The organism is Gaiella sp. (genome assembly GCF_057140465.1).
In genome coordinates, this window is record NZ_DBNHWK010000030.1 from 33,234 (window position 1) to 51,070 (window position 17,837).

Genomic DNA, 17,837 nt, shown 5'->3' on the forward strand with positions numbered 1-17,837 from the left:
TCGTGGCCCGGAGGATCGTCCCCCGGCGCCTGGCGCCGGAGGAGGAAGCAACGCTCGTCGAGCACCTCGGGGAGCTGCGGCACCGGCTCTTCATCTGCATCCTCGCGATCATCCCCGCGTTCGCCGTGGCGTACGTCTTCCACGACCGGCTGATCGGCTGGCTGAAGGATCTCCTGCCCGCCGGCACGCCCCTCGTCACGCTCGGCGTGACCGAGCCGTTCATGACCTCGCTCAAGGTCAGCTTCTACGCCTCCCTGGGGATCGTGCTGCCGATCCTGCTGTGGCAGGTGTGGGCGTTCCTCGCCCCCGCCGTCGGGGAGTCCGTGCAGCGCGTGATCGGCACCTTCGTCTTCCTCGCCACCGGCCTCTTCCTCGGGGGCGTCGCCTTCTGCTACTTCGTGATCCTGCCCAAGGCGCTGAAGTTCCTCGTCAACTACGACAACGAGCTCTACGAGGAGCAGATCCGCGCCAGCTACTACCTGTCGTTCGTGTCGGTGACGCTCCTCGCCACCGGCATCGCGTTCCTGATGCCGATCTTCATCCTCGGGCTCGTGCGCCTCGGCGTCCTCACGTCGTCGCAGCTGCGCCGGAACCGACGCTACGGGATGGTCGGGATGCTTGTGTTCGCCGTGCTGCTGCCCACGATCGACCCGGTCTCGCTCGCGCTCGAGGTCGCACCGCTGCTCATCCTCTTCGAGCTCTCGATCTGGCTCTCCGTGCTCATGGAGCGGCGCTGGGAGCGCTCGCTGCTCCGCTCCTACGAGCTCTCGTGAGGACGCTCGCCGCCGACTGGGTCGTCCCGGTCGACGGCGACCCGATCCCGCAGGGGGCCGTCGTCGTCGGCGACGACGGGCGGATCCAGGCCGTCGGCCCGGCGGCGGAGCTCGGCGCCGACGAGCGGTTCCCCGGCGCGGTGATCCTCCCGGGGCTCGTCAACGCCCACTCGCACATCGAGTACGCGACGTACGCGGGCTTCGGTGACGGCCTCTCGTTCGCGCCGTGGATCGCGATGCACATCGAGCGCAAGTCGCGGCTCGACGCCGAGGAGATGCTCGCGATCGCACGGCTCGGTGCGGCGGAGTGCCTCCGCTCCGGCGTGACGACCGTGGGCGACTGCAGCTTCGTGGGCGCGACCGCCCCGGCGTGTGCCGAGCTCGGGCTGCGGGCGATCGTGTACCTCGAGGTGTTCGGCGGGCCCGACGCGATCGAGCGCCAGTTCGAGCCGGCACGGGAGCGGATCGCCGACTCGCTCTCGAGCCGCGTGCTCCTCGGGATCTCGCCCCACGCGCCCTACACCGTGACACCGGAGCTCTTCGAGGCCGCCGCCGGCCTCGGGCTTCCCGTCGCGACCCATCTCGCCGAGAGCGCCGACGAGGCCGCGTACCTGCGCGACGGCAGCGGCGCGTGGTCGGCGCTCGCCGCGTACCTCGTCCCGCCGCTGGGCCGCAGCGGGATCCGCGCGCTCGCCGAGCGGGGCGTGCTCGGGGAGCGCCTGGTGGCCGCCCACTGCGTCACCGCCGACGAGGAGGAGATCGCGCTGCTCGCGGCGCACGACGTCGCGGTCGCCCACTGCCCGCGCTCGAACGCCCAGCTCGGGTGCGGCGTCGCCCCGCTCCAGGCGCTGCGCGCGGCGGGGCTGCGGGTCGCGATCGCAACCGACAGCCCGGCCTCGACCCCGTCCCTCGACCTGTTCGAGGAGATGCGCGTCGCCCTGTGGCTCCAGCGGTCCCACAGCGCCGACCCGACTGCCCTGACGGCCGCGGACGCACTCTTCCTCGCCACCCTCGGCGGTGCGCAGGCGCTGGGCCTGGACGCCGAGGTCGGCTCGCTCGCCCCCGGGAAGTGGGCCGACCTGACGGTGCTCTCGCTCGACGGAACGCCGTTCGACCCCGTGGAGGACCCCGCCGTGGCGACGGTTCTCGGCGGCTCATCCCACCGAGTCCTCGCTACTCTCGTAGGAGGCGAGGACCGTTATCGACGTGACGTGACGACATGGCGCGATTTGACAAGAGCAGGACGAAGAGCACGAAGCCGCATGCTGGCGTGAGCACGCGCCCCCGGCGCGAGACGATGAGTCCCGCGATCGAGGACACGATGTTCTTCACGCGCCTGCGGCGCCACGCGAAGTGGATGTTCGTGTTCCTCGCGCTCGTGTTCGCCCTCGGCTTCGTCGGATTCGGCGTCGGCGCCGGCGGCGTCGGGATCGGAGACGTGTTCAGGGGGTCCGGAGGCGGCGGGACCTCCGTCTCGGACGCGCGCAAGGCGACCGAGGAGCGGCCCGCCGACCCGGACGCCTGGCAGGAGCTGGCCACGGTGCTGCAGGCGGACGGTGACGTCGCCGGCGCGATCGCGGCTCAGCAGCGCGTCGTCGAGCTTCGGCCCAACGACCCGGACGCGCTCCGCGAGCTGGCGGCGCTGCACTTCGCGGTCGCCGCCGAGAAGCAGCAGGAGCTGCAGCAGCTGCAGGCGGAGGCCGCGGTCGCCGGGGCCGGGCAGAACCTCCCCCGGCCGAGCGTCGGCGGCACCCAGATCGGGGGCGACGCGGTCGGGCAGGCCGTCAACGCGACCGCGAGCGAGGAGATCGCGACCGTGGCGACCGAGGGGCAGGCCGCGCTCGCGGCGGCGCTCGACGCCTACGGGCAGCTCGCCGCGCTCCAGCCGAACGACCCCAGCGTCCAGCTCGAGCTCGCCCAGGCGGCGATCCAGGCGGGTGAGCTCGACACGGCGATCGCCGCGTACGAGCGCTTCCTCGTGCTCGCGCCCGACGATCCGAGCGCGACCGACGTCAGGCGACAGCTCAAGCAGTTGCGCGCCGCCGTCGCCGGATAGACTCGCCCCACCGTGCAGACCTCCGTGCCACTCGGCAGGCCGCGACTGCGGCTGCTCGCGCTGTCGCTGGCGACGCCGATCGTGGCGGTGGCGCTCGCCGGCTGTGGCGACACCGTCGGCTTCGACGAGGGCGGTGGCGACAAGATCAGCGGCAAGGAGCTCTTCACCCAGAGCTGCGGCGCGTGTCACACGCTCGCGGATGCCGGCACCACCGGCGAGATCGGCCCCAACCTCGACGACGCCTTCTACCAGTACCGCGTGGACGTCTCGGGGGCCGATCCGGACGACGCCAAGTTCCAGGAACAGCTGGCGGCCCCGGGGATCGAGAGCGGCGTGCGGCAGGTCGTCCGCGGTCAGATCGCGTACCCGGTCGTGAACCCCGTCTCCGGTGCGCCCGGGATGCCGGCGGACATCGTCACGGGCGACGACGCCGCCGCCGTCGCCGCGTACGTCGCCGACGTGGCCGGGCTCGGCGGCGACGACGGCCCGCCGCGGGCCGCCCCGGGGGGCGGAACGGATGCGGGCGGCGGCGCGCCGGACGGCGCGGCGATCTTCGCGAGCGCCGGCTGCGCCGGGTGCCACGCGCTCGCCGCAGCGGGCGCGTCCGGCACCGTCGGCCCGAACCTCGACGAGACGATGCCGACGAAGGAGCTCGCGCTCGACCGGATCACGAACGGACGCGGCGGGATGCCCTCCTTCTCGGGCCAGCTCTCCGAGGACGAGATCGACGCCGTCGCGCAGTTCGTGGTCGACAACGCCGGGAAGTAGCGCCTCCGCCGAGACGCCCGTCGTCGCGGGTCGTCGGGCTACGTCGCGTCGGGCTCGGCGGCGAGAACGTGGTCGACCGGCACGTCGAACCGCTCCCGGAGAGCGTCGACGAAGCCCTTCTCGGCCCAGTTCTCGCTGGTGCGCGAATGGGTGACGACCACGATCTGGTCGGCTCCGAAGACGTGGATCGCGTCCTCGGTCGCCTCGAGCGGCTCCGGCGAGCCGACGGAGCCCTCGGCGGTGATGCCGGCACGGCCGAGCGCGTCGACCGTCTCCTGGACGCGGCGCTCGGCGGCAGTGCGGTCGGCGTCGGTGTCGTCGGTCCAGCGGTGGCCGTGCGAGGTGAGCGCCGGGGCGACGACGAGCACCCGGTCGTCGCTGCTGCCGCGGAGGTGGGGGCGGACATGGGCCGCGAGCACGTCGCCGGCGATCGTCTCGTCGACGACGACGAGGATGCGGCGCGCGGCCGCGGGGCCGGTGTGCGGGACGTGCTGGCGGGGCGGTGGGCCGGAGCCCCGCTGCACGAGGTAGTAGCCGATCGCGACGCCGGTGAGCACGAGCCACGCGACGAGCGCCGCCCACCCGTTGATGAGCACGCCGGCCAGCACGATCACCGCGAACGCGGCGAGCGTGAGGAAGACGAGCCTGAACGCGCTCGCCTCGTCCTTGAAGGGATTGTCCATGCGGCCCCCTTAGAGGAGGTAGACCGTCGCGTAGACGACGATCCACATCACGTCGACGAAGTGCCAGTAGATCCCCGGGATCTCGACACCGTGGTAGTGCTCCGGGGAGTAGTGACCGCGGAACGCCCGCACCGCGGCGATGATCAGCAGCGACAACCCCACCGCCACGTGCGCGCCGTGGAGCCCGGTGAGCCCGAAGAAGACGGAGGCGAAGGCGCCGTCGCCGGTGTTGAAGCCGACGTGCGCGTACTCGACCGCCTGCGTGAGCAGGAACGCGAGACCGAGCGCGATCGTCGCGACGAGCCCTGCCTGCAGCCCACGCCGATTGCCGCGCCGGATCGCCTGCACCGCCCAGTGGATGGTGAAGCTCGACGTGACGAGGATCGCGGTGTTCACGCCCGCCACGAAGACGGGGAACTCGAAGGGCTCCGGCGGCCAGCTCTGCCACCGCTCGGGCTCGATGATCGTCGCGTCCGGGTTCACGACCCGGACGAAGAAGTACGCCGCGAAGAAGCTCCCGAAGAGCATCGCCTCCGACGCGATGAAGAGGAGCATCCCGAGCGTCGTCGGGTCGAGCCGCGAGCTCTTGTTCGCCGGCGGCGGCCCGTGGTGCTCGCCGTGCCCGTGGGCGGTCGCCTCCGCATGGGCGGTCATGCCGTCACCTCCGCCGCAGTCGCCTCGACGACGACGTGCTCGACGGGCACGCCCGCGTCGGCTTGCAGCCGCGCCACGAGATCGCGCCGGATCCAGCCGGATCGCTCGCCCGGGAACGTGGAGACGACGATCTCGTCGACGCGCTCGTCGTGGACGACCTGGATCGCGGCCGTGTAGGGATCGGGGTGCGCGATCTGGCCGTGCACCTCGATGCCCTCGCCGCGGAGCATCGACAGCGCCCGGCGCAGCCGCCGCTCCGCGTCCGGGTGCTCCGACTCGGTGGGGTCGCTCTGGGGGCAGACGACGAGGAACGCCGCGTCGCCCTGGCCGGCCCGCGATCGGATCCGGTGGAGCAGCGACGCACCGAGCACCGTCTCGTTCGCGACGACGAGGACGTTGACCGGGCCTCCGCGCTCGCCGTCCTCCGCGAACACGTGCTCGACGGGTCGGTCCCCGGCCGCCTTGCGGATCTCGTCGAGGAGGTTGCGGCGCAGCCAGCCCGACTTCGCCTCCGGGTGGGTGGAGACGATCAGCTCGTCGATGCGCTCGAGCGCGAGGATGTCCTTGACCGCTGCGAGAGGGCCGCCGTCGAAGACGCCGCCGTGGGCCGGCACGTCGAGCGCCCGGATCGCATCGACGGTTCGGTCGAGCCGCCGGCCGGCGGCGGCGCGGCGCGAGTCCTGGTAGACGACGTACCCTGCGCTGGGCTCGTTGACGGGGGCGACGACGACGACGCGGATCGGGCCGCGGGCCGCACGACGGCGCACCGCCTCGACGAGGACGTCGCCTCCGAGCGTCTCGTTGGCGACGACGAGGACGACGGAGCGCTCCACGGGAGAGCCGGGGTCGCTCACGCCCGCGCCCCTTCCGGCACCGGCTCGGGCTCCCCGAGCACGGCGTGCCGCGCGTCCGGGATGCCGTACTCGTACGGCCCGCCGACCACGGTCGGGATCTCGTCGAAGTTGAAGATCGGCGGCGGGGACGAGACCTGCCACTCGAGCGTCATCGAGCGCCAGGGGTTCGAGCCGGCGACGGGCCCGCGCGCCCAGCTGACGATCATGTTGTAGAGGAACACGAAGAACGACGCGCCGAGGGCGAACGACGAGACGGTGATGAACATGTTCACGGCGCCGAACTCGGCCGCGTAGTCGGCGACGCGGCGCGGCATCCCCCGCAGCCCGACCCAGTGCATCGGGAAGAACGTGAGATTGAGGGTGACGAAGGTCAGCCAGAAGTGGAGCTTCCCGAGCCGCTCGTCGTACATGCGGCCGGTCATCTTCGGGAACCAGTAGTAGACGCCCGCGAACACCGTGAGCAGGGAGCCGCCGAAGAACACGTAGTGGATGTGGGCGACGACGAAGTACGTGTCGGAGGCGTGGATGTCCATCGGCACCGAGCCGAGGTAGATCCCGGAGAGCCCGCCGATCACGAACGTCGAGACGAAGCCGAGGGCGAACAGCATCGGCGTCGTGAGGCGGATTCGCCCCTCCCACATCGTCGCCAGCCAGCTGAACACCTTCACGCCCGTCGGCACGGCGATCAGGAGCGTCGTGATCATCATCGGCACGCGCAGCCAGTCCGCCATCCCGGCGACGAACAGGTGGTGCGCCCAGACGGAGAAGCCGAGCACGAGGATGCCGACGAGGGAGATCGCCATCAGCCGGTAGCCGAAGATCGGCTTGCGGCTGAAGACCGAGATCACCTCCGAGATGATCCCGAAGCCGGGCAGGATCATGATGTAGACGGCCGGGTGGCTGTAGAACCAGAAGATGTGCTGGTAGCCGAGGACGTAGCCGCCGCCGGACGGGACGAAGAAGTCCGTGTCCATCACGCGGTCGAAGAGCACGAAGAACTGCGACCCGGCGATGAACGGCGTCGCGAGCACGACGAGCAGCGAGGTCGTGAAGTTCGCCCAGACGAGGAGCGGCATGCGCCAGAAGGTCATCCCCGGCGCACGCATCGTGATGATCGTGACGAGGAAGTTGAGCGCGGTGAGGATCGAGGACGCGCCCGCCCACTGCACGCCCATGTTGAAGAACATCGAGCCGACCGGCAGGTCGCTCGAGAGCGGCGCGTACGCCGTCCAGCCCGCCGCGAACGCGCCGCCGGGGGCGAGGAAGCTCGCGAGGAACATCACGCCCGCGATCGGCAGGAGCCAGAAAGAGAGGGCGTTCAGGCGCGGGAACGCCATGTCGGGCGCGCCGATCATGAGCGGGATCACGTAGTTCCCGAGCCCGGCGAAGACCGGGACCATGAAGGTGAAGATGAGCAGCGTCGCGTGGACGGAGACGAGCCCGTTGTACGTCTGCCCGTCGAGGAACTGCATCCCCGGCTCGGCGAGCTCGACGCGGAAGATCATCGCCGTCAGGCCGCCGACGAGCAGGAAGACGAAGGTCGTGACCGTGTACTGGACGCCGATCACCTTGTGGTCGGTGTTGACGCGGAAGTAGTCCTGCCACCGCGTCGCGCCGTGCCCCGAGTGGTCCTCGGGGAGCGTCGGTCGGCCGCTCACCCAGTACAGCCAGTAGTCGAACGCGCCGAGCCCGAGCAGGAAGCCGATCGGCGCGGCCGTCAGCGCGCCGACGAGGACGATGATCGTCCAGTCGTACGGGTCTCCCCAGCCCGCCAGCCAGCGCAGGCCGACGACGATGTACATGCCGACCAGGAAGAAGACGGCGGAGCACCAGGCGGCCCGTACGAACCCGGGGCGCATCAGGATCCCGCGCTTCCGCGGCGGGTAGGGCCCGGGCTCGTGGCCCGCGCCGTGGTTCGCTCCGTGCTCGGTGACCGCCGTCACGCGCTCACTCCTTCGTCTCCGTCAGGTACGCGACGAGGGCGTCGAGCTCCTCGCCGGTGAGGGAGTCACCATAGTCGGCCGGCATCACTCCGGGCCCATAGCCGTCGGCGACGTAGGCGTTCGGGTCGACGATCGACGTGCGGACGAACTCCTCGAGCGGCTGCCCGGCGGCGTCCGCCGCCGCCTGCAGCCCGTCGAGCGAGGGGCCCACCGCGCCGGTCGAGCCCGCCGGCGTGAACGCGTGGCACCCTCCGCAGCCCGCGCTCGCGAACACGGAGGCGCCGTCCGCCTCGCCCTCGGCCTCCGCCTGGCGCTCGGCCACCCAGTCGTCGAAGGCGCTCGCGGAGACCACCTTCACGGGAGCCCGCATCGCCCAGTGCCCGAGGCCGCAGAGCTCGGTGCAGACGAGCGAGAAGCGCCCCTCGCGCGTCGGGGTGACGACGATCGACGTCTCGACGCCCGGCAGCACGTCCTGCTTCTGCCCCATCTCCGGGATCCAGAACGAGTGGATGACGTCGGCCGCGGTCATCTCGAACTTCGTGCTCCGATCCTTCACGAGGTAGAGCTCACCCGAGCGCAGACCGCCCTGGTCGGGGTACTCGAAGCGCCATGCGAACTGTTGCGCGTAGACCTTCACCCTGAGCGCATCCGTCCCCGCCTTGGCGTTCTGGGAGAGGACGACGGCGCTGAGCACGCCGATCGCGATGACGATCAGCGCCGGGATCGCCGTCCAGACGACCTCGAGGCGCGTGTTGCCGTGGATCGGCGGCCCGTCGGAGTCGTCGTCCGGCTGCGCCCGGAACGCCATCACCGAGTAGACGATGACGGCGACGACGAGCGCGAAGATGCCGATCGAGATCACCGTCGTGACCCAGTAGACCATCGTGATCCGGTCCATCTCCAGGGACGCGGACGACGGCAGCCAGGGGATCAGGACCGCGACCAGCGTGACCAGGATCGCCGTGACGATCCCGATCGCGACCATGCGTACGACGGCGCCCCTGCGAACCACCGCGCGCGAGACTACACGACCGACCCGACCTGCGAGTGTCCAAGTGCCGACGCACGACCCCTCCCGGGGCGCGCCACGGCGGCGGCACGCCCCCCTTCCCGCCGGGAGGGCTCACCGCGAACGACGGCCCGCAGGCGCGGGAGCCCAGTAGCCGGGATCGGCGACCGCCCCGATGCGGCTGGCGGCGGATGGTGGCACCGTGGGGTTGGGTGAGGTGCCCATTTGTGCGGGAGGCTGAGGCGGTGGGGGTCGCCGTCGATGCAGCGGAGGCGCTGTTTGAACGGTTGCGTCGAGAACGCGAAGTGGGTCAGCGAGGGAGCGATGTGGCGTGCCACCGATCGATGAGCGGCTCGAGCGTGCGTTCGATCTGATTCTCGGGATCGTGCTGACCGTCGGAGGCAGCCTGATCGTGCTCGCGGCAGTCGGGGCAGTGATCTTCGCCGTGGCCGCCGCCGCCTTCCCTGGGCCGATTTCCTACGAACCGTCCGTGGAAGAAGCGCTGGCTTCCGCCGTGTTCTTCTGCCCGGCCGCAGCATGGGCCGTCTACAAGGGTGTGGCGTTGGTACGAGGTCGGTGGAACTGGGACGACGACGATTAGGTGCCGACGGTCAAGTGCGCCCACTCGAACGTAGTCGGCTCAGCGGCGGGGTCGGACTAGGGTCGCGAACGGCTCGACCTGCCAATTCACTTGCCAAAGCGCCTGTCCCGCACTCCTCCGACGGCCTCAGAAACGAAGAAGCCCGCCAAGCAAGCGGGTTTCAGAGACAGGAGCGGCGGGACTCGAACCCGCGACCTCCGGCGTGACAGACCGACGGTCGGACGCGCTCCTTGCGACCCCTGTTGACCGTCTGCCCCCGCGGGGTCGGGCAACAGGCCCGAACCCGCATGAATCCTGATGGGCCGTGAAGGATTCGAACCTTCGACCTTGGGATTAAGAGTCCCCTGCTCTACCAGCTGAGCTAACGGCCCGCGGGCGTCCAAGGATAGCGCGCGCTCACATGCAGACTACGCTGCGGGTCGATGAAGGTCCTCGCCGTCGTCGGCAACCGCCCCCAGTTCGTGAAGGCGGCCCCGCTGTCCGTCGCGCTCCGCGACGCCGGGATCGCCGAGGTCGTCGTGCACACGGGCCAGCACTGGGACCCCGAGCTGTCCGCCGTCTTCTTCGACGACCTCGGGCTCCACGAGCCCGACGTCGAGCTCGACCTCCGGACCGCGGACGTCGACGCCCTCACGCCGGCCGTCACGGAGCTCGTGCGGAGCGCGCAGCCGGACGCGGTGCTCGTCTACGGGGACACGAACTCGACCCTCGCGGGCGCCCGGGCGGGGGCGGAGAGCGGGACGCCCGTCGTCCACGTCGAGGCGGGTCTGCGCAGCGGCGACCTGTCGATGCCGGAGGAGCGCAACCGGATCGAGGTCGACCGGATCGCGACGCTCCTCCTCTGCCCCGACGAGCGCTCGGCAGAGACGCTCGCGACAGAGGGAGTTCCCGGCCGCGCGGTCGTCGTCGGCGACGTGATGGCCGACGCGGTCCGGCTGTTCGCGCCGCTCGCCCGCGAGCGCGTCCAGCCGCCGCATCCCCCGGGCTCGTACGTCGTCGCCACCCTCCACCGCGAGGCGAACGTCCACGGGCCACGGCTGGCGCGGATCGTCTCCGGCCTCAACCGACTCGAGGAGCCGGTCGTCTTCCCCGCCCACCCGCGGACGCGCGCGACGCTCGAGCGCGAGCACATCGAGGTCGCCCCCCACGTCGTCCTCACCGAGCCGCTCGGCTACCTCGTCTTCGCGTCCACCGCCTCGCAGGCGCGCGTGATCGTGACCGACTCCGGCGGGCTCCAGAAGGAGGCGTACTGGTACGGCGTCCCGTGCGTGACCGCACGGCCCTCGACGGAGTGGACGGACACCGTCGCGATCGGGGCGAACGTCCTCGTCGACGACGACCCCGATGCGCTCGTCGCTGCGGTGGCGGCGGCGCGCTTCCCGGCCGATGCGCCGGCGCTCTACGGCGACGGGCACGCGGCGGAGCGGATCGCGGAGGCCGTCCGCACCTTGTGACAGGTCGTTACAAGGCCAGTCGCACCGCTAGCATTCGCCGCCATGAGCGCACCCGAGACGACATCGTCCGCAGCCGCCGTCGAGCCACCGGCGGTCGACGTCGCGATCGTCGGCGCCGGCTACGTCGGCGTCCCGCTCGCGCAGGTGTTCGCGGAGGCCGGTCGCTCGGTCGTGCTCCTCGACGTCGACGCGGAGCGCGTGGCGCAGATCAACCGGGGCGAGAGCGTGATCGAGGACGTGCCGTCCGAGGTGCTCGCCCGCCTCGTGTCCGACCACGGCCTCCGCGCGACCACCGACTACGACGTGCTCCGCGGCGCCGGGGCAATCCTGATCGCGCTGCCGACACCGCTCTCGAGCCAGCGCGAGCCGGACCTCTCGATCCTGCTCGGCGCGGCGCGCGAGATCGCGACCCGACTCCGCCAGGGCCAGCTCGTCGTGCTCGAGTCGACCACGTATCCGGGAACGACGCGGGACGAGCTGCTGCCTCTGCTCGAGGAGGGCAGCGGGCTCCGCGCCGGCGCCGACTTCCACCTCGCGTTCTCGCCGGAGCGCGTCGACCCCGGCCGCACCGACTGGACGACGAAGAACGTGCCCAAGGTCGTCGGCGGCATCGACGAGGCCTCGACCGAGGCTGCGGCACGGCTCTACGGATCGGCGATCGACGAGGTGCACACGGTCTCGTCGCCGGAGGCGGCAGAGCTCACGAAGCTGCTCGAGAACATCTTCCGCACCGTGAACATCGCGCTCGTGAACGAGCTCGCGCGCCTCTGCCAGCGACTCGGCATCGACGTCTGGGAGGTCGTCGAGGCCGCCGCGACCAAGCCGTTCGGCTTCATGAGCTTCAGGCCCGGCCCCGGCCTCGGGGGTCACTGCATCCCGATCGATCCCTTCTACCTCACGTGGAAGGCGAGGGAGGTCGACTTCCAGACCGAGTTCATCGAGCTCGCCGGGCGTGTCAACCGCTCGATGCCCTACTACTGCCGGTCGCTCATCTCGCAGGCGCTGAACCACGGCGCCGGCAAGGCGCTCTCGCAGTCGCGGGTGCTCGTCCTCGGCATCGCCTACAAGCCCGACATCGCGGACGTGCGCGAGTCGCCGGCGCTGAAGATCATCGAGCTCCTCCAGGGAGCGGGCGCCACCGTCTCGTACCACGACCCCCACGTCGCCGCGGTCACCGAGCTCGGCCTGGAGTCGGTCCCGCTCGAGCCGGCCGCCTACGACGCGGTCGTGATCGTCACCGACCACTCGGGCATCGACTACGCCGCGCTCGTCGAGGAGGCCGCGCTCGTCATCGACCTGCGCAACGCCACCGGCCCGGCCGGCAACGGCACCGCGAAGGTCTGGAAGCTGTGACACCGCGCGTCGCGCACGCCGGGCTCGGGCAGTGGGGCGCGAACGTCGTCCGGGTCGCCGGCGAGCTGGCCGATCTCGCCTGGGTCTGCGACCGTGACGAGGCCGCGCTCGCCCGGTTCGCCGGCCGCCACCCACAGGCGAGGGCGACGACGTCGTTCGACGACGTGCTGGGCGACGCGTCGGTCGAGGCGGTGATCGTCGCGACGCCGGTGCCGACGCACTTCGACCTCGCGCGCCGCGCCCTCGAGGCCGGCAAGCACGTCTTCGTCGAGAAGCCGCCGGCGATGCGGTCGGCGGAGATGGAGGAGCTCGTCGCGCTCGCCCGCGATCGCGACCTCGTGCTCATGCCCGGCCACCTCCTCCTCTACCACCCCGGCGTGCGCATGCTGAAGGAGCTCGTCGACAGCGGTGCCCTCGGCGACGTCCTCTGCGTCTACGGGAACCGCCAGAACCTGGGGACGATCCGATCGCACGAGAACGCACTCTGGTCGCTCGGCGTGCACGACCTGTCGGTGATCCTGTGGCTCCTCGGCGAGGAGCCGTCCGAGGTCGTCGCGCACGGCAGCGCCTTCCTGCAGGCCGGCGTCGAGGACGTGGTGTTCTGCTTCCTCCGCTTCCCGTCGGGGAGGGTCGCGCACATGCACCTCTCGTGGCTCGACCCCCACAAGATGCGGAAGATGACGGTCGTGGGCCGCGAGAAGATGGCGGTCTTCGACGACATGGAGCTCGAGCGCAAGGTGACCGTGTACGACAAGGCGCCCTGGGAACCGGCCGAGACGTACGGGGAGTGGCGGACGCGCACCGGTGACATCTTCAGCCCGAAGGTCGCGACCGACGAGCCCCTGCGCCTCGAGCTCGAGCACTTCCTGCGCCTCGTCGCGGAAGGCCCGGGAGACCACCGGGAGGCGCTCGACGGCCTCATGGTCGTCCGTGCGCTCGACCGGCTGACCGACTCGCTGCGAGCGCAGGGAGAAGCGACGCTCCCGGCACGGGCGTGACGGTGCCGGCCGACATCCATCCCACCGCGGTCGTCCACCCGGGCACCGTCCTCGGCGACGGCGTGCGGGTGCTCGAGCACGCGGTCGTCGGCAAGCAGCCGACGCTCTCCCCGCGGTCGACCGCGAAGCGCGAGCCGCTGCCGCCGACGGTGATCGGGGCCGGCACCGTCGTCTCCTCCGGTGCGATCGTGTTCGCGGGGTCGACGATCGGCGAGCGTGTCATCCTCGGCGACCAGTCCTGCGTGCGCGAGCGCGTCACGATCGGGGACGACGTCGTCGTCGGTCGCGGCACGCTCGTCGAGAACGACACGACGATCGGGGCGATGACGCGGATCCAGGCCGACGCCTACATCACCGCGTACTCGACCCTCGAGGAGCACGTGTTCGTCGCCCCGTGCGTCGTGACGACGAACGACAACTTCATGGGTCGTACCGAGAGACGCCTCGAGCTCCTCGCGGGGCCGACGATCCGGCGCGGCGCGCGGGTGGGCGGCGGGGCCGTCCTCTGCCCGGGGGTCGAGATCGGCGAGGAGGCGTTCGTCGGCGCCGGCGCCGTCGTCACGAGGGACGTCCCGTCGCGGGTCGTCGTCGTCGGCAGCCCGGCGCGGGTGCTCCGTGACGTGCCCGACGAGGAGCTGCTCCAGCCCTCAGCCTGAGCGCACGACCGTCAGTCGATAGGCGCCCGCGCCCTCCGAGCCCAGGCGCACCTGCACCGCGTACCAGCCGTCCGCCACCGCGCGGCCGCCCACGTGCTCGCGCCACCCCGGCCGCGCCGAGAAGTCGAGGCGCCTCCGCGCCTCCGCAACGCCCGTCACGGACGAGACCCCCGGGCGCCACAGGACGAGACTGGGGTTGGTCTCGGTGGGGCCGTCGAGGGAGGCGTCGAGCCGCTGACCGGCGCGCAGGTACACCGGGTACACGTCGTCCTGGTCGTCCCAGTAGTCGACGGTCGCGCGAACCACGCGCTTCGACCACCGCCCGTAGAGCCGGTACCCGCGCGGGTCCGCGCCGTCGTTCGGCTCGTAGGCGTCGGCGGGGGGGAGCGATGTCTCGAGCGCGGCGAGCGCGGAGGCGACGTCGAGCGTGCCCCAGCCGGTGTGCGCGTCGCGGCCGACACGGCACGCCCGGCACCCCGTGGACGGCGCGGCGTCGGCCGCCGACCGCTCGAGGAGCGCCGCGACCTGCTCCGCGCGGAGCGTCGGCAGCGTCCCGAGGAGCGTCGCCGCCGCCGCTGCGACCTGTGGCGCCGCGAAGGAGGTGCCCTCGGTTCCCCGGTACGCGGCCGTCGCGCACGGGGTGTACCCCTGCTCCACACATCCGGGCCGACGCGCGGTGAGGGCGCGGGGGAAGGTCGAGACGATCCTCTCCCCCGGCGCGGCGAGATCGTTGTAGACGTCGTCCCGGTTCGAGTAGCGCGGAGCGGCCCCGCCCCGCGTCACGGCGCTGACACCGACGACGTGCGGGAGCGCGGCCGGGTAGCTGGCGTACGGCCACGGCTGCCGCGGTGCCTCGTCGCCGTTCCCGACCGCAGCGACGACGAGCACGCCCTTCGAGACCGCGTACGCGACGGCGTCCGCCTCGAGCTGGGAGTACGTGTCGCTCGCAGGTCGTATGGGGTCGCGGAGGCCCCCGAGGCTCATGTTGATGACGCGGGCGCCCTCCGCGACCGCCCACCGGATCGCACGCACCTCGGCCTCGACCGAGATCGACCCCGTCTGGTCGACGACCTTCGCGACGAGCAGCTCCGCCGAGGGCGCGAGACCGGCGATCCCGGTGGCGTTGTCGGCCTCCGCGGCGATGATCCCGGCGACGATCGTCCCGTGGCCCTGTGCGTCGCCCGGGCCGCCGCCGACGAAGCTGCGCGCGCGGGCGACACGGTCGCGGAGGTCGGGGTGACCGAGGTCGACGCCCGAGTCGATCACCGCGACCCGAACGCCTGCGAGCGGTGGACGCTCCGTCCATGCGGCGAACGCGTTCACCCGCGAGAGGTACCACTGGCGTGGGAAGAGCGGGTCGTTCGGCACGTACGCGAGCGGGCGCGAGCGCAGTCGCTCGACGTAGCGGACACCCGCCACGGACCGAAGCCTGGCGGCCGCACCGGTCTCGACGACGAGGGCCGGCAGGGGAGCGAGCGACTCGACGCGGGCGCCGGTCGCTCGCTCCACCGCCGCGAGCACGCGGCCAGGATCGGCTCCGACCTCGAGTCCGACGGCGAACCGTGCGGCCCCGGCCGCCGCGGGCACGACGAGCGCCGCCGTCAGCGCGGCGAGGAAGCTCGCGGTGCGTCGCGTCACTCGGACGCCTCGACGACCGCGAGCGTCAGCGGTGGGCCGGCCAGGCCCGAGGCGGAGAGCCGGTAGGTCGTCGTCGTGCTCGGCCGGACGACGACGCTGAAGGCCCCGTCCGTCTTCGGCCTCACGAAGGCGGCACGCTTCCACGATCCGTCCTGCATGCGTCGCTCGAGCTGCGGCCGATCGACGTCACGGGCGATGCCGGTGAGGGTGACCCGCGCCCCGCTCGACGCCGGCTCCGACGGGCGGGCGAGGCGGAGCACGCCGATCCGGAACGACGGCGAGCGGAGGCCGAGCCGGTACCGGAGCTCCGAGATGCGCTGGTCGAGGGCGGCTCCGGTCTTCGTGACGAACCGCATCGAGGCCGGGCTGCCCTGCTCGCCGGGGCGGTACACGACGTCGACCACCGGTGAGGAGAGCTTGAGCGCCCGTGCCAGCTGCCGACCCGTGAAGGCACGTGGCTCCCAGCGGTGGTTCGGGTTGCCGACGACGTCGTCCCACGGGTCGTCGACGCCGACGAGGTACGCGAGCTCGTTGCCGAAGACGTCCACGGCGCTGAGCGTCCGACCGCCGGAGGACGAGAAGTACAGCGCCTGCGCGGGCTTCCCGTCGAAGGAGAGGACGAGCCCACGGGTCTCCCGCACGGCCCGCGTCGTCGCCGGGGCCTCACGGCCGACGCCGTAGTAGACCTGGCTGGTGACGTCGGAGGAGAGGTCGTACGCCTTCCCACGCACGAGGCCCGCGACGGCATACGTCCGGGCCGCGATCGCCTGGGCCTTCAGTGCCTCGAGCGGCCAGTCCTTCGGCATCTCCCCGGGGACGACGCCCTGCAGGTACGCCTCGAGCGCGACGACGTTCACGACCCGGAGCGCACCGTCCGCGAGGTCGACGCGGAGCGATCCGCGGTAGCGCGTGTCGCCGAGCTGCAGCAGCGCCCCGGGCCCCGGGAGCACCGTCACGGGGCCGACGAGCGCGACCCGGGCGCCGTCGACGAGGAGCCGCAGTCGCTTGTCGAGGTCGGCGACCCCCGGCGGCAGTTCGACGAGCGTCCCGTCGCCCGCACGGACGCGGAACGCGACCGGGGACTCGACCCGGACGGAGCCCGTGGCCGCCGCCACGAGCACGCGAACCTTGGAGGCCGCGGCCTTCGCGAGCTCGGTCCCCGGGTAGTACGTGGCGAGGATCTGCTCGGCCGTCCGCCCGGCCTGCGCCTGGCCGAACGCGCCCCACTGGCTCATCCCGACGCCGTGACCCCAACCGCCGCCGCTCAGCACGAAGACGGGCGCGGTACCGCCTGCGCCCGGCGCGCCGGACGACACCGCGACCGCGATCGCGGCGGCGAAGGCTGCGCCGGTGAGGGTGAGTGTGAGCCGCATGAGACCTCTAGAGGAGTTCTCGGCGGGCAGCGCTACGCCTTGAGTCGCTCCCCGTACTGCGCGTCGTAGTAGGCGCGATAGGAGCCGCTCTTGATCGGCTCCCACCACGCCCGGTGGTCGCGGTACCAGTCGACCGTCGACGGCAGCCCCGTCTCGCCGAACGAGTGCGACGGCACCCACCCGAGCTCGCGGAGCTTCGTGTCGTCGACGGCATACCGCCGGTCGTGCCCCGCCCGGTCCTCGACGTGCCGGACGAGGCCGGGGTCGGCCCCGGTGAGCTCGAGGATGCGGTTGGTCACCTCGAGGTTCTCGAAGTCCTCGCCGCCGACGTTGTACACCTCGCCCGGCCGCCCCTCGTGGAGCACGAGTTCGACCGCGGCGCAGTGATCCTCCGCGTGGAGCCACTCGCGCACCTGCTTCCCGTCGCCGTAGACGGGGAGCGGCTCCCCGTCGAGCGCGTTCGTGACGAACAGGGGGATCAGCTTCTCCGGATACTGGTTCGCGCCGTACGTGTTCGCGCCGCGCGTGATCGACGCCCGCACGCCGTACGTCCGCACGTAGGCGAGCACCTGGAGGTCGCCGCCGGCCTTGGCTGCGCTGTACGGGCTCGACGGCCGCAGCGGGTCGTCCTCCGCCGCCCGCCGTCCCGGCTCGAGGTCGCCGTAGACCTCGTCCGTCGAGACCTGCACGTAGCGGACGTCGTGCGCACGGGCCCACTCGAGGAGCGTCATCGTCCCGAGGACGTCCGTGTGGACGAACTCCTGCGGGGTGAGGATCGACCGGTCGACGTGCGTCTCGGCCGCGAAGTTGACGATCGCGTCGCACCCGGCCGCCGCCCGCTCGACCGCGGTCACGTCCGCGATGTCCCCGACGACGAGCTCGGCGTCGACTCCCTCGAGGTTCGCCGGGTTGCCCGCGTAGGTGAGCTTGTCGAGGACGACGACCTCGGCTCCGGCGCCCGCGAGTCGCTTGACGAAGTGGGAGCCGATGAAGCCGGCCCCGCCGGTCACGAGCACGCGCATCG

17 protein-coding genes and 1 tRNA gene are annotated in these 17,837 nt (G+C 71.9%); 9 read left to right on the forward strand and 9 right to left on the reverse strand.

What is annotated here, in order from left to right; translation table 11 throughout:
- The first annotated feature begins 2 nt into the window (after positions 1 to 2).
- Genes tatC through AC162C_RS04280 form a run of 4 tightly spaced genes read left to right on the forward strand, consistent with a single transcriptional unit; the run spans position 3 to position 3,597 of the window.
- Positions 3 to 773 (forward strand): twin-arginine translocase subunit TatC, encoded by a 771-nt coding sequence (tatC, locus tag AC162C_RS04265; RefSeq protein ID WP_484096465.1) that lies wholly within the window; start codon positions 3 to 5, stop codon positions 771 to 773.
- Complete coding sequence (locus AC162C_RS04270) at positions 770 to 2,047, forward strand: amidohydrolase family protein (protein ID WP_484096466.1); 1,278 nt, start codon at positions 770 to 772, stop codon at positions 2,045 to 2,047. Before tatC ends, AC162C_RS04270 begins: the two co-directional genes overlap by 4 nt.
- The gene (locus tag AC162C_RS04275; protein ID WP_484096467.1) at positions 2,044 to 2,829 is read left to right on the forward strand and encodes a tetratricopeptide repeat protein; all 786 of its coding nucleotides are present in this window, start codon (positions 2,044 to 2,046) and stop codon (positions 2,827 to 2,829) included. Before AC162C_RS04270 ends, AC162C_RS04275 begins: the two co-directional genes overlap by 4 nt.
- A gap of 12 nt (positions 2,830 to 2,841) precedes the next feature.
- Positions 2,842 to 3,597 carry a c-type cytochrome gene (locus AC162C_RS04280; RefSeq protein ID WP_484096468.1) on the forward strand — a complete coding sequence of 252 codons (756 nt, stop codon included), beginning with the start codon at positions 2,842 to 2,844 and terminating at the stop codon, positions 3,595 to 3,597.
- Between the two features lie 38 nt (positions 3,598 to 3,635).
- On the opposite strand, the gene AC162C_RS04285 is transcribed toward AC162C_RS04280, so the two are convergent.
- Genes AC162C_RS04285 through coxB form a run of 5 tightly spaced genes read right to left on the reverse strand, consistent with a single transcriptional unit; the run spans position 3,636 to position 8,743 of the window.
- Positions 3,636 to 4,280, reverse strand: coding sequence for a hypothetical protein (locus AC162C_RS04285; RefSeq protein ID WP_484096469.1), 645 nt, complete (start codon positions 4,278 to 4,280; stop codon positions 3,636 to 3,638).
- Positions 4,281 to 4,289: 9 nt separating this feature from the next.
- Positions 4,290 to 4,934, reverse strand: a complete 645-nt coding sequence (locus AC162C_RS04290; RefSeq protein ID WP_462972317.1) for a cytochrome c oxidase subunit 3 — start codon at positions 4,932 to 4,934, stop codon at positions 4,290 to 4,292.
- Entirely contained in the window at positions 4,931 to 5,788 is an 858-nt protein-coding gene (locus AC162C_RS04295) for a hypothetical protein (protein WP_484096470.1), read from the reverse strand. Before AC162C_RS04295 ends, AC162C_RS04290 begins: the two co-directional genes overlap by 4 nt.
- A complete protein-coding gene (locus AC162C_RS04300; protein ID WP_484096471.1) occupies positions 5,785 to 7,731 on the reverse strand; it encodes a cytochrome c oxidase subunit I in 1,947 nt (648 codons plus the stop codon). Before AC162C_RS04300 ends, AC162C_RS04295 begins: the two co-directional genes overlap by 4 nt.
- Before the next feature lie 4 nt (positions 7,732 to 7,735).
- Complete coding sequence (gene coxB, locus AC162C_RS04305) at positions 7,736 to 8,743, reverse strand: cytochrome c oxidase subunit II (protein WP_484096472.1); 1,008 nt, start codon at positions 8,741 to 8,743, stop codon at positions 7,736 to 7,738.
- A gap of 328 nt (positions 8,744 to 9,071) precedes the next feature.
- Between coxB and AC162C_RS04310 the strand changes: the two genes are divergently transcribed.
- On the forward strand, positions 9,072 to 9,341 hold the full coding sequence (locus AC162C_RS04310; RefSeq protein ID WP_484096473.1) for a hypothetical protein: 270 nt from the start codon (positions 9,072 to 9,074) through the stop codon (positions 9,339 to 9,341).
- 298 nt (positions 9,342 to 9,639) lie between these two features.
- Here AC162C_RS04310 and AC162C_RS04315 read toward each other — a convergent pair.
- Positions 9,640 to 9,712, reverse strand: a tRNA-Lys gene (locus AC162C_RS04315).
- 51 nt (positions 9,713 to 9,763) lie between these two features.
- Between AC162C_RS04315 and wecB the strand changes: the two genes are divergently transcribed.
- The 4 genes from wecB to AC162C_RS04335 are packed head-to-tail and all read left to right on the forward strand — an operon-like array spanning position 9,764 to position 13,802.
- Positions 9,764 to 10,795 (forward strand): non-hydrolyzing UDP-N-acetylglucosamine 2-epimerase, encoded by a 1,032-nt coding sequence (gene wecB / locus AC162C_RS04320; protein ID WP_484096474.1) that lies wholly within the window; start codon positions 9,764 to 9,766, stop codon positions 10,793 to 10,795.
- Between the two features lie 42 nt (positions 10,796 to 10,837).
- Positions 10,838 to 12,148 (forward strand): nucleotide sugar dehydrogenase, encoded by a 1,311-nt coding sequence (locus tag AC162C_RS04325; RefSeq protein ID WP_484096475.1) that lies wholly within the window; start codon positions 10,838 to 10,840, stop codon positions 12,146 to 12,148.
- Positions 12,145 to 13,146 (forward strand): Gfo/Idh/MocA family protein, encoded by a 1,002-nt coding sequence (locus tag AC162C_RS04330; RefSeq protein WP_484096476.1) that lies wholly within the window; start codon positions 12,145 to 12,147, stop codon positions 13,144 to 13,146. The genes AC162C_RS04325 and AC162C_RS04330 overlap by 4 nt, the downstream gene beginning before the upstream one ends.
- Positions 13,143 to 13,802 carry an acyltransferase gene (locus AC162C_RS04335; RefSeq protein WP_484096477.1) on the forward strand — a complete coding sequence of 220 codons (660 nt, stop codon included), beginning with the start codon at positions 13,143 to 13,145 and terminating at the stop codon, positions 13,800 to 13,802. Before AC162C_RS04330 ends, AC162C_RS04335 begins: the two co-directional genes overlap by 4 nt.
- On the opposite strand, the gene AC162C_RS04340 is transcribed toward AC162C_RS04335, so the two are convergent.
- From AC162C_RS04340 to rfbB, 3 genes are read right to left on the reverse strand one after another with little or no spacing between them, the layout of a single operon-like run.
- Positions 13,794 to 15,440 carry a S8 family serine peptidase gene (locus AC162C_RS04340; protein ID WP_484096478.1) on the reverse strand — a complete coding sequence of 549 codons (1,647 nt, stop codon included), beginning with the start codon at positions 15,438 to 15,440 and terminating at the stop codon, positions 13,794 to 13,796. The two genes, AC162C_RS04335 and AC162C_RS04340, sit on opposite strands and share 9 nt — an antisense overlap.
- Positions 15,437 to 16,813, reverse strand: coding sequence for a SpoIID/LytB domain-containing protein (locus AC162C_RS04345; protein WP_484096479.1), 1,377 nt, complete (start codon positions 16,811 to 16,813; stop codon positions 15,437 to 15,439). Before AC162C_RS04345 ends, AC162C_RS04340 begins: the two co-directional genes overlap by 4 nt.
- A 32-nt stretch (positions 16,814 to 16,845) precedes the next feature.
- Positions 16,846 to 17,835 (reverse strand): dTDP-glucose 4,6-dehydratase, encoded by a 990-nt coding sequence (rfbB, locus tag AC162C_RS04350; protein ID WP_462972328.1) that lies wholly within the window; start codon positions 17,833 to 17,835, stop codon positions 16,846 to 16,848.
- Positions 17,836 to 17,837 lie beyond the last annotated feature (2 nt).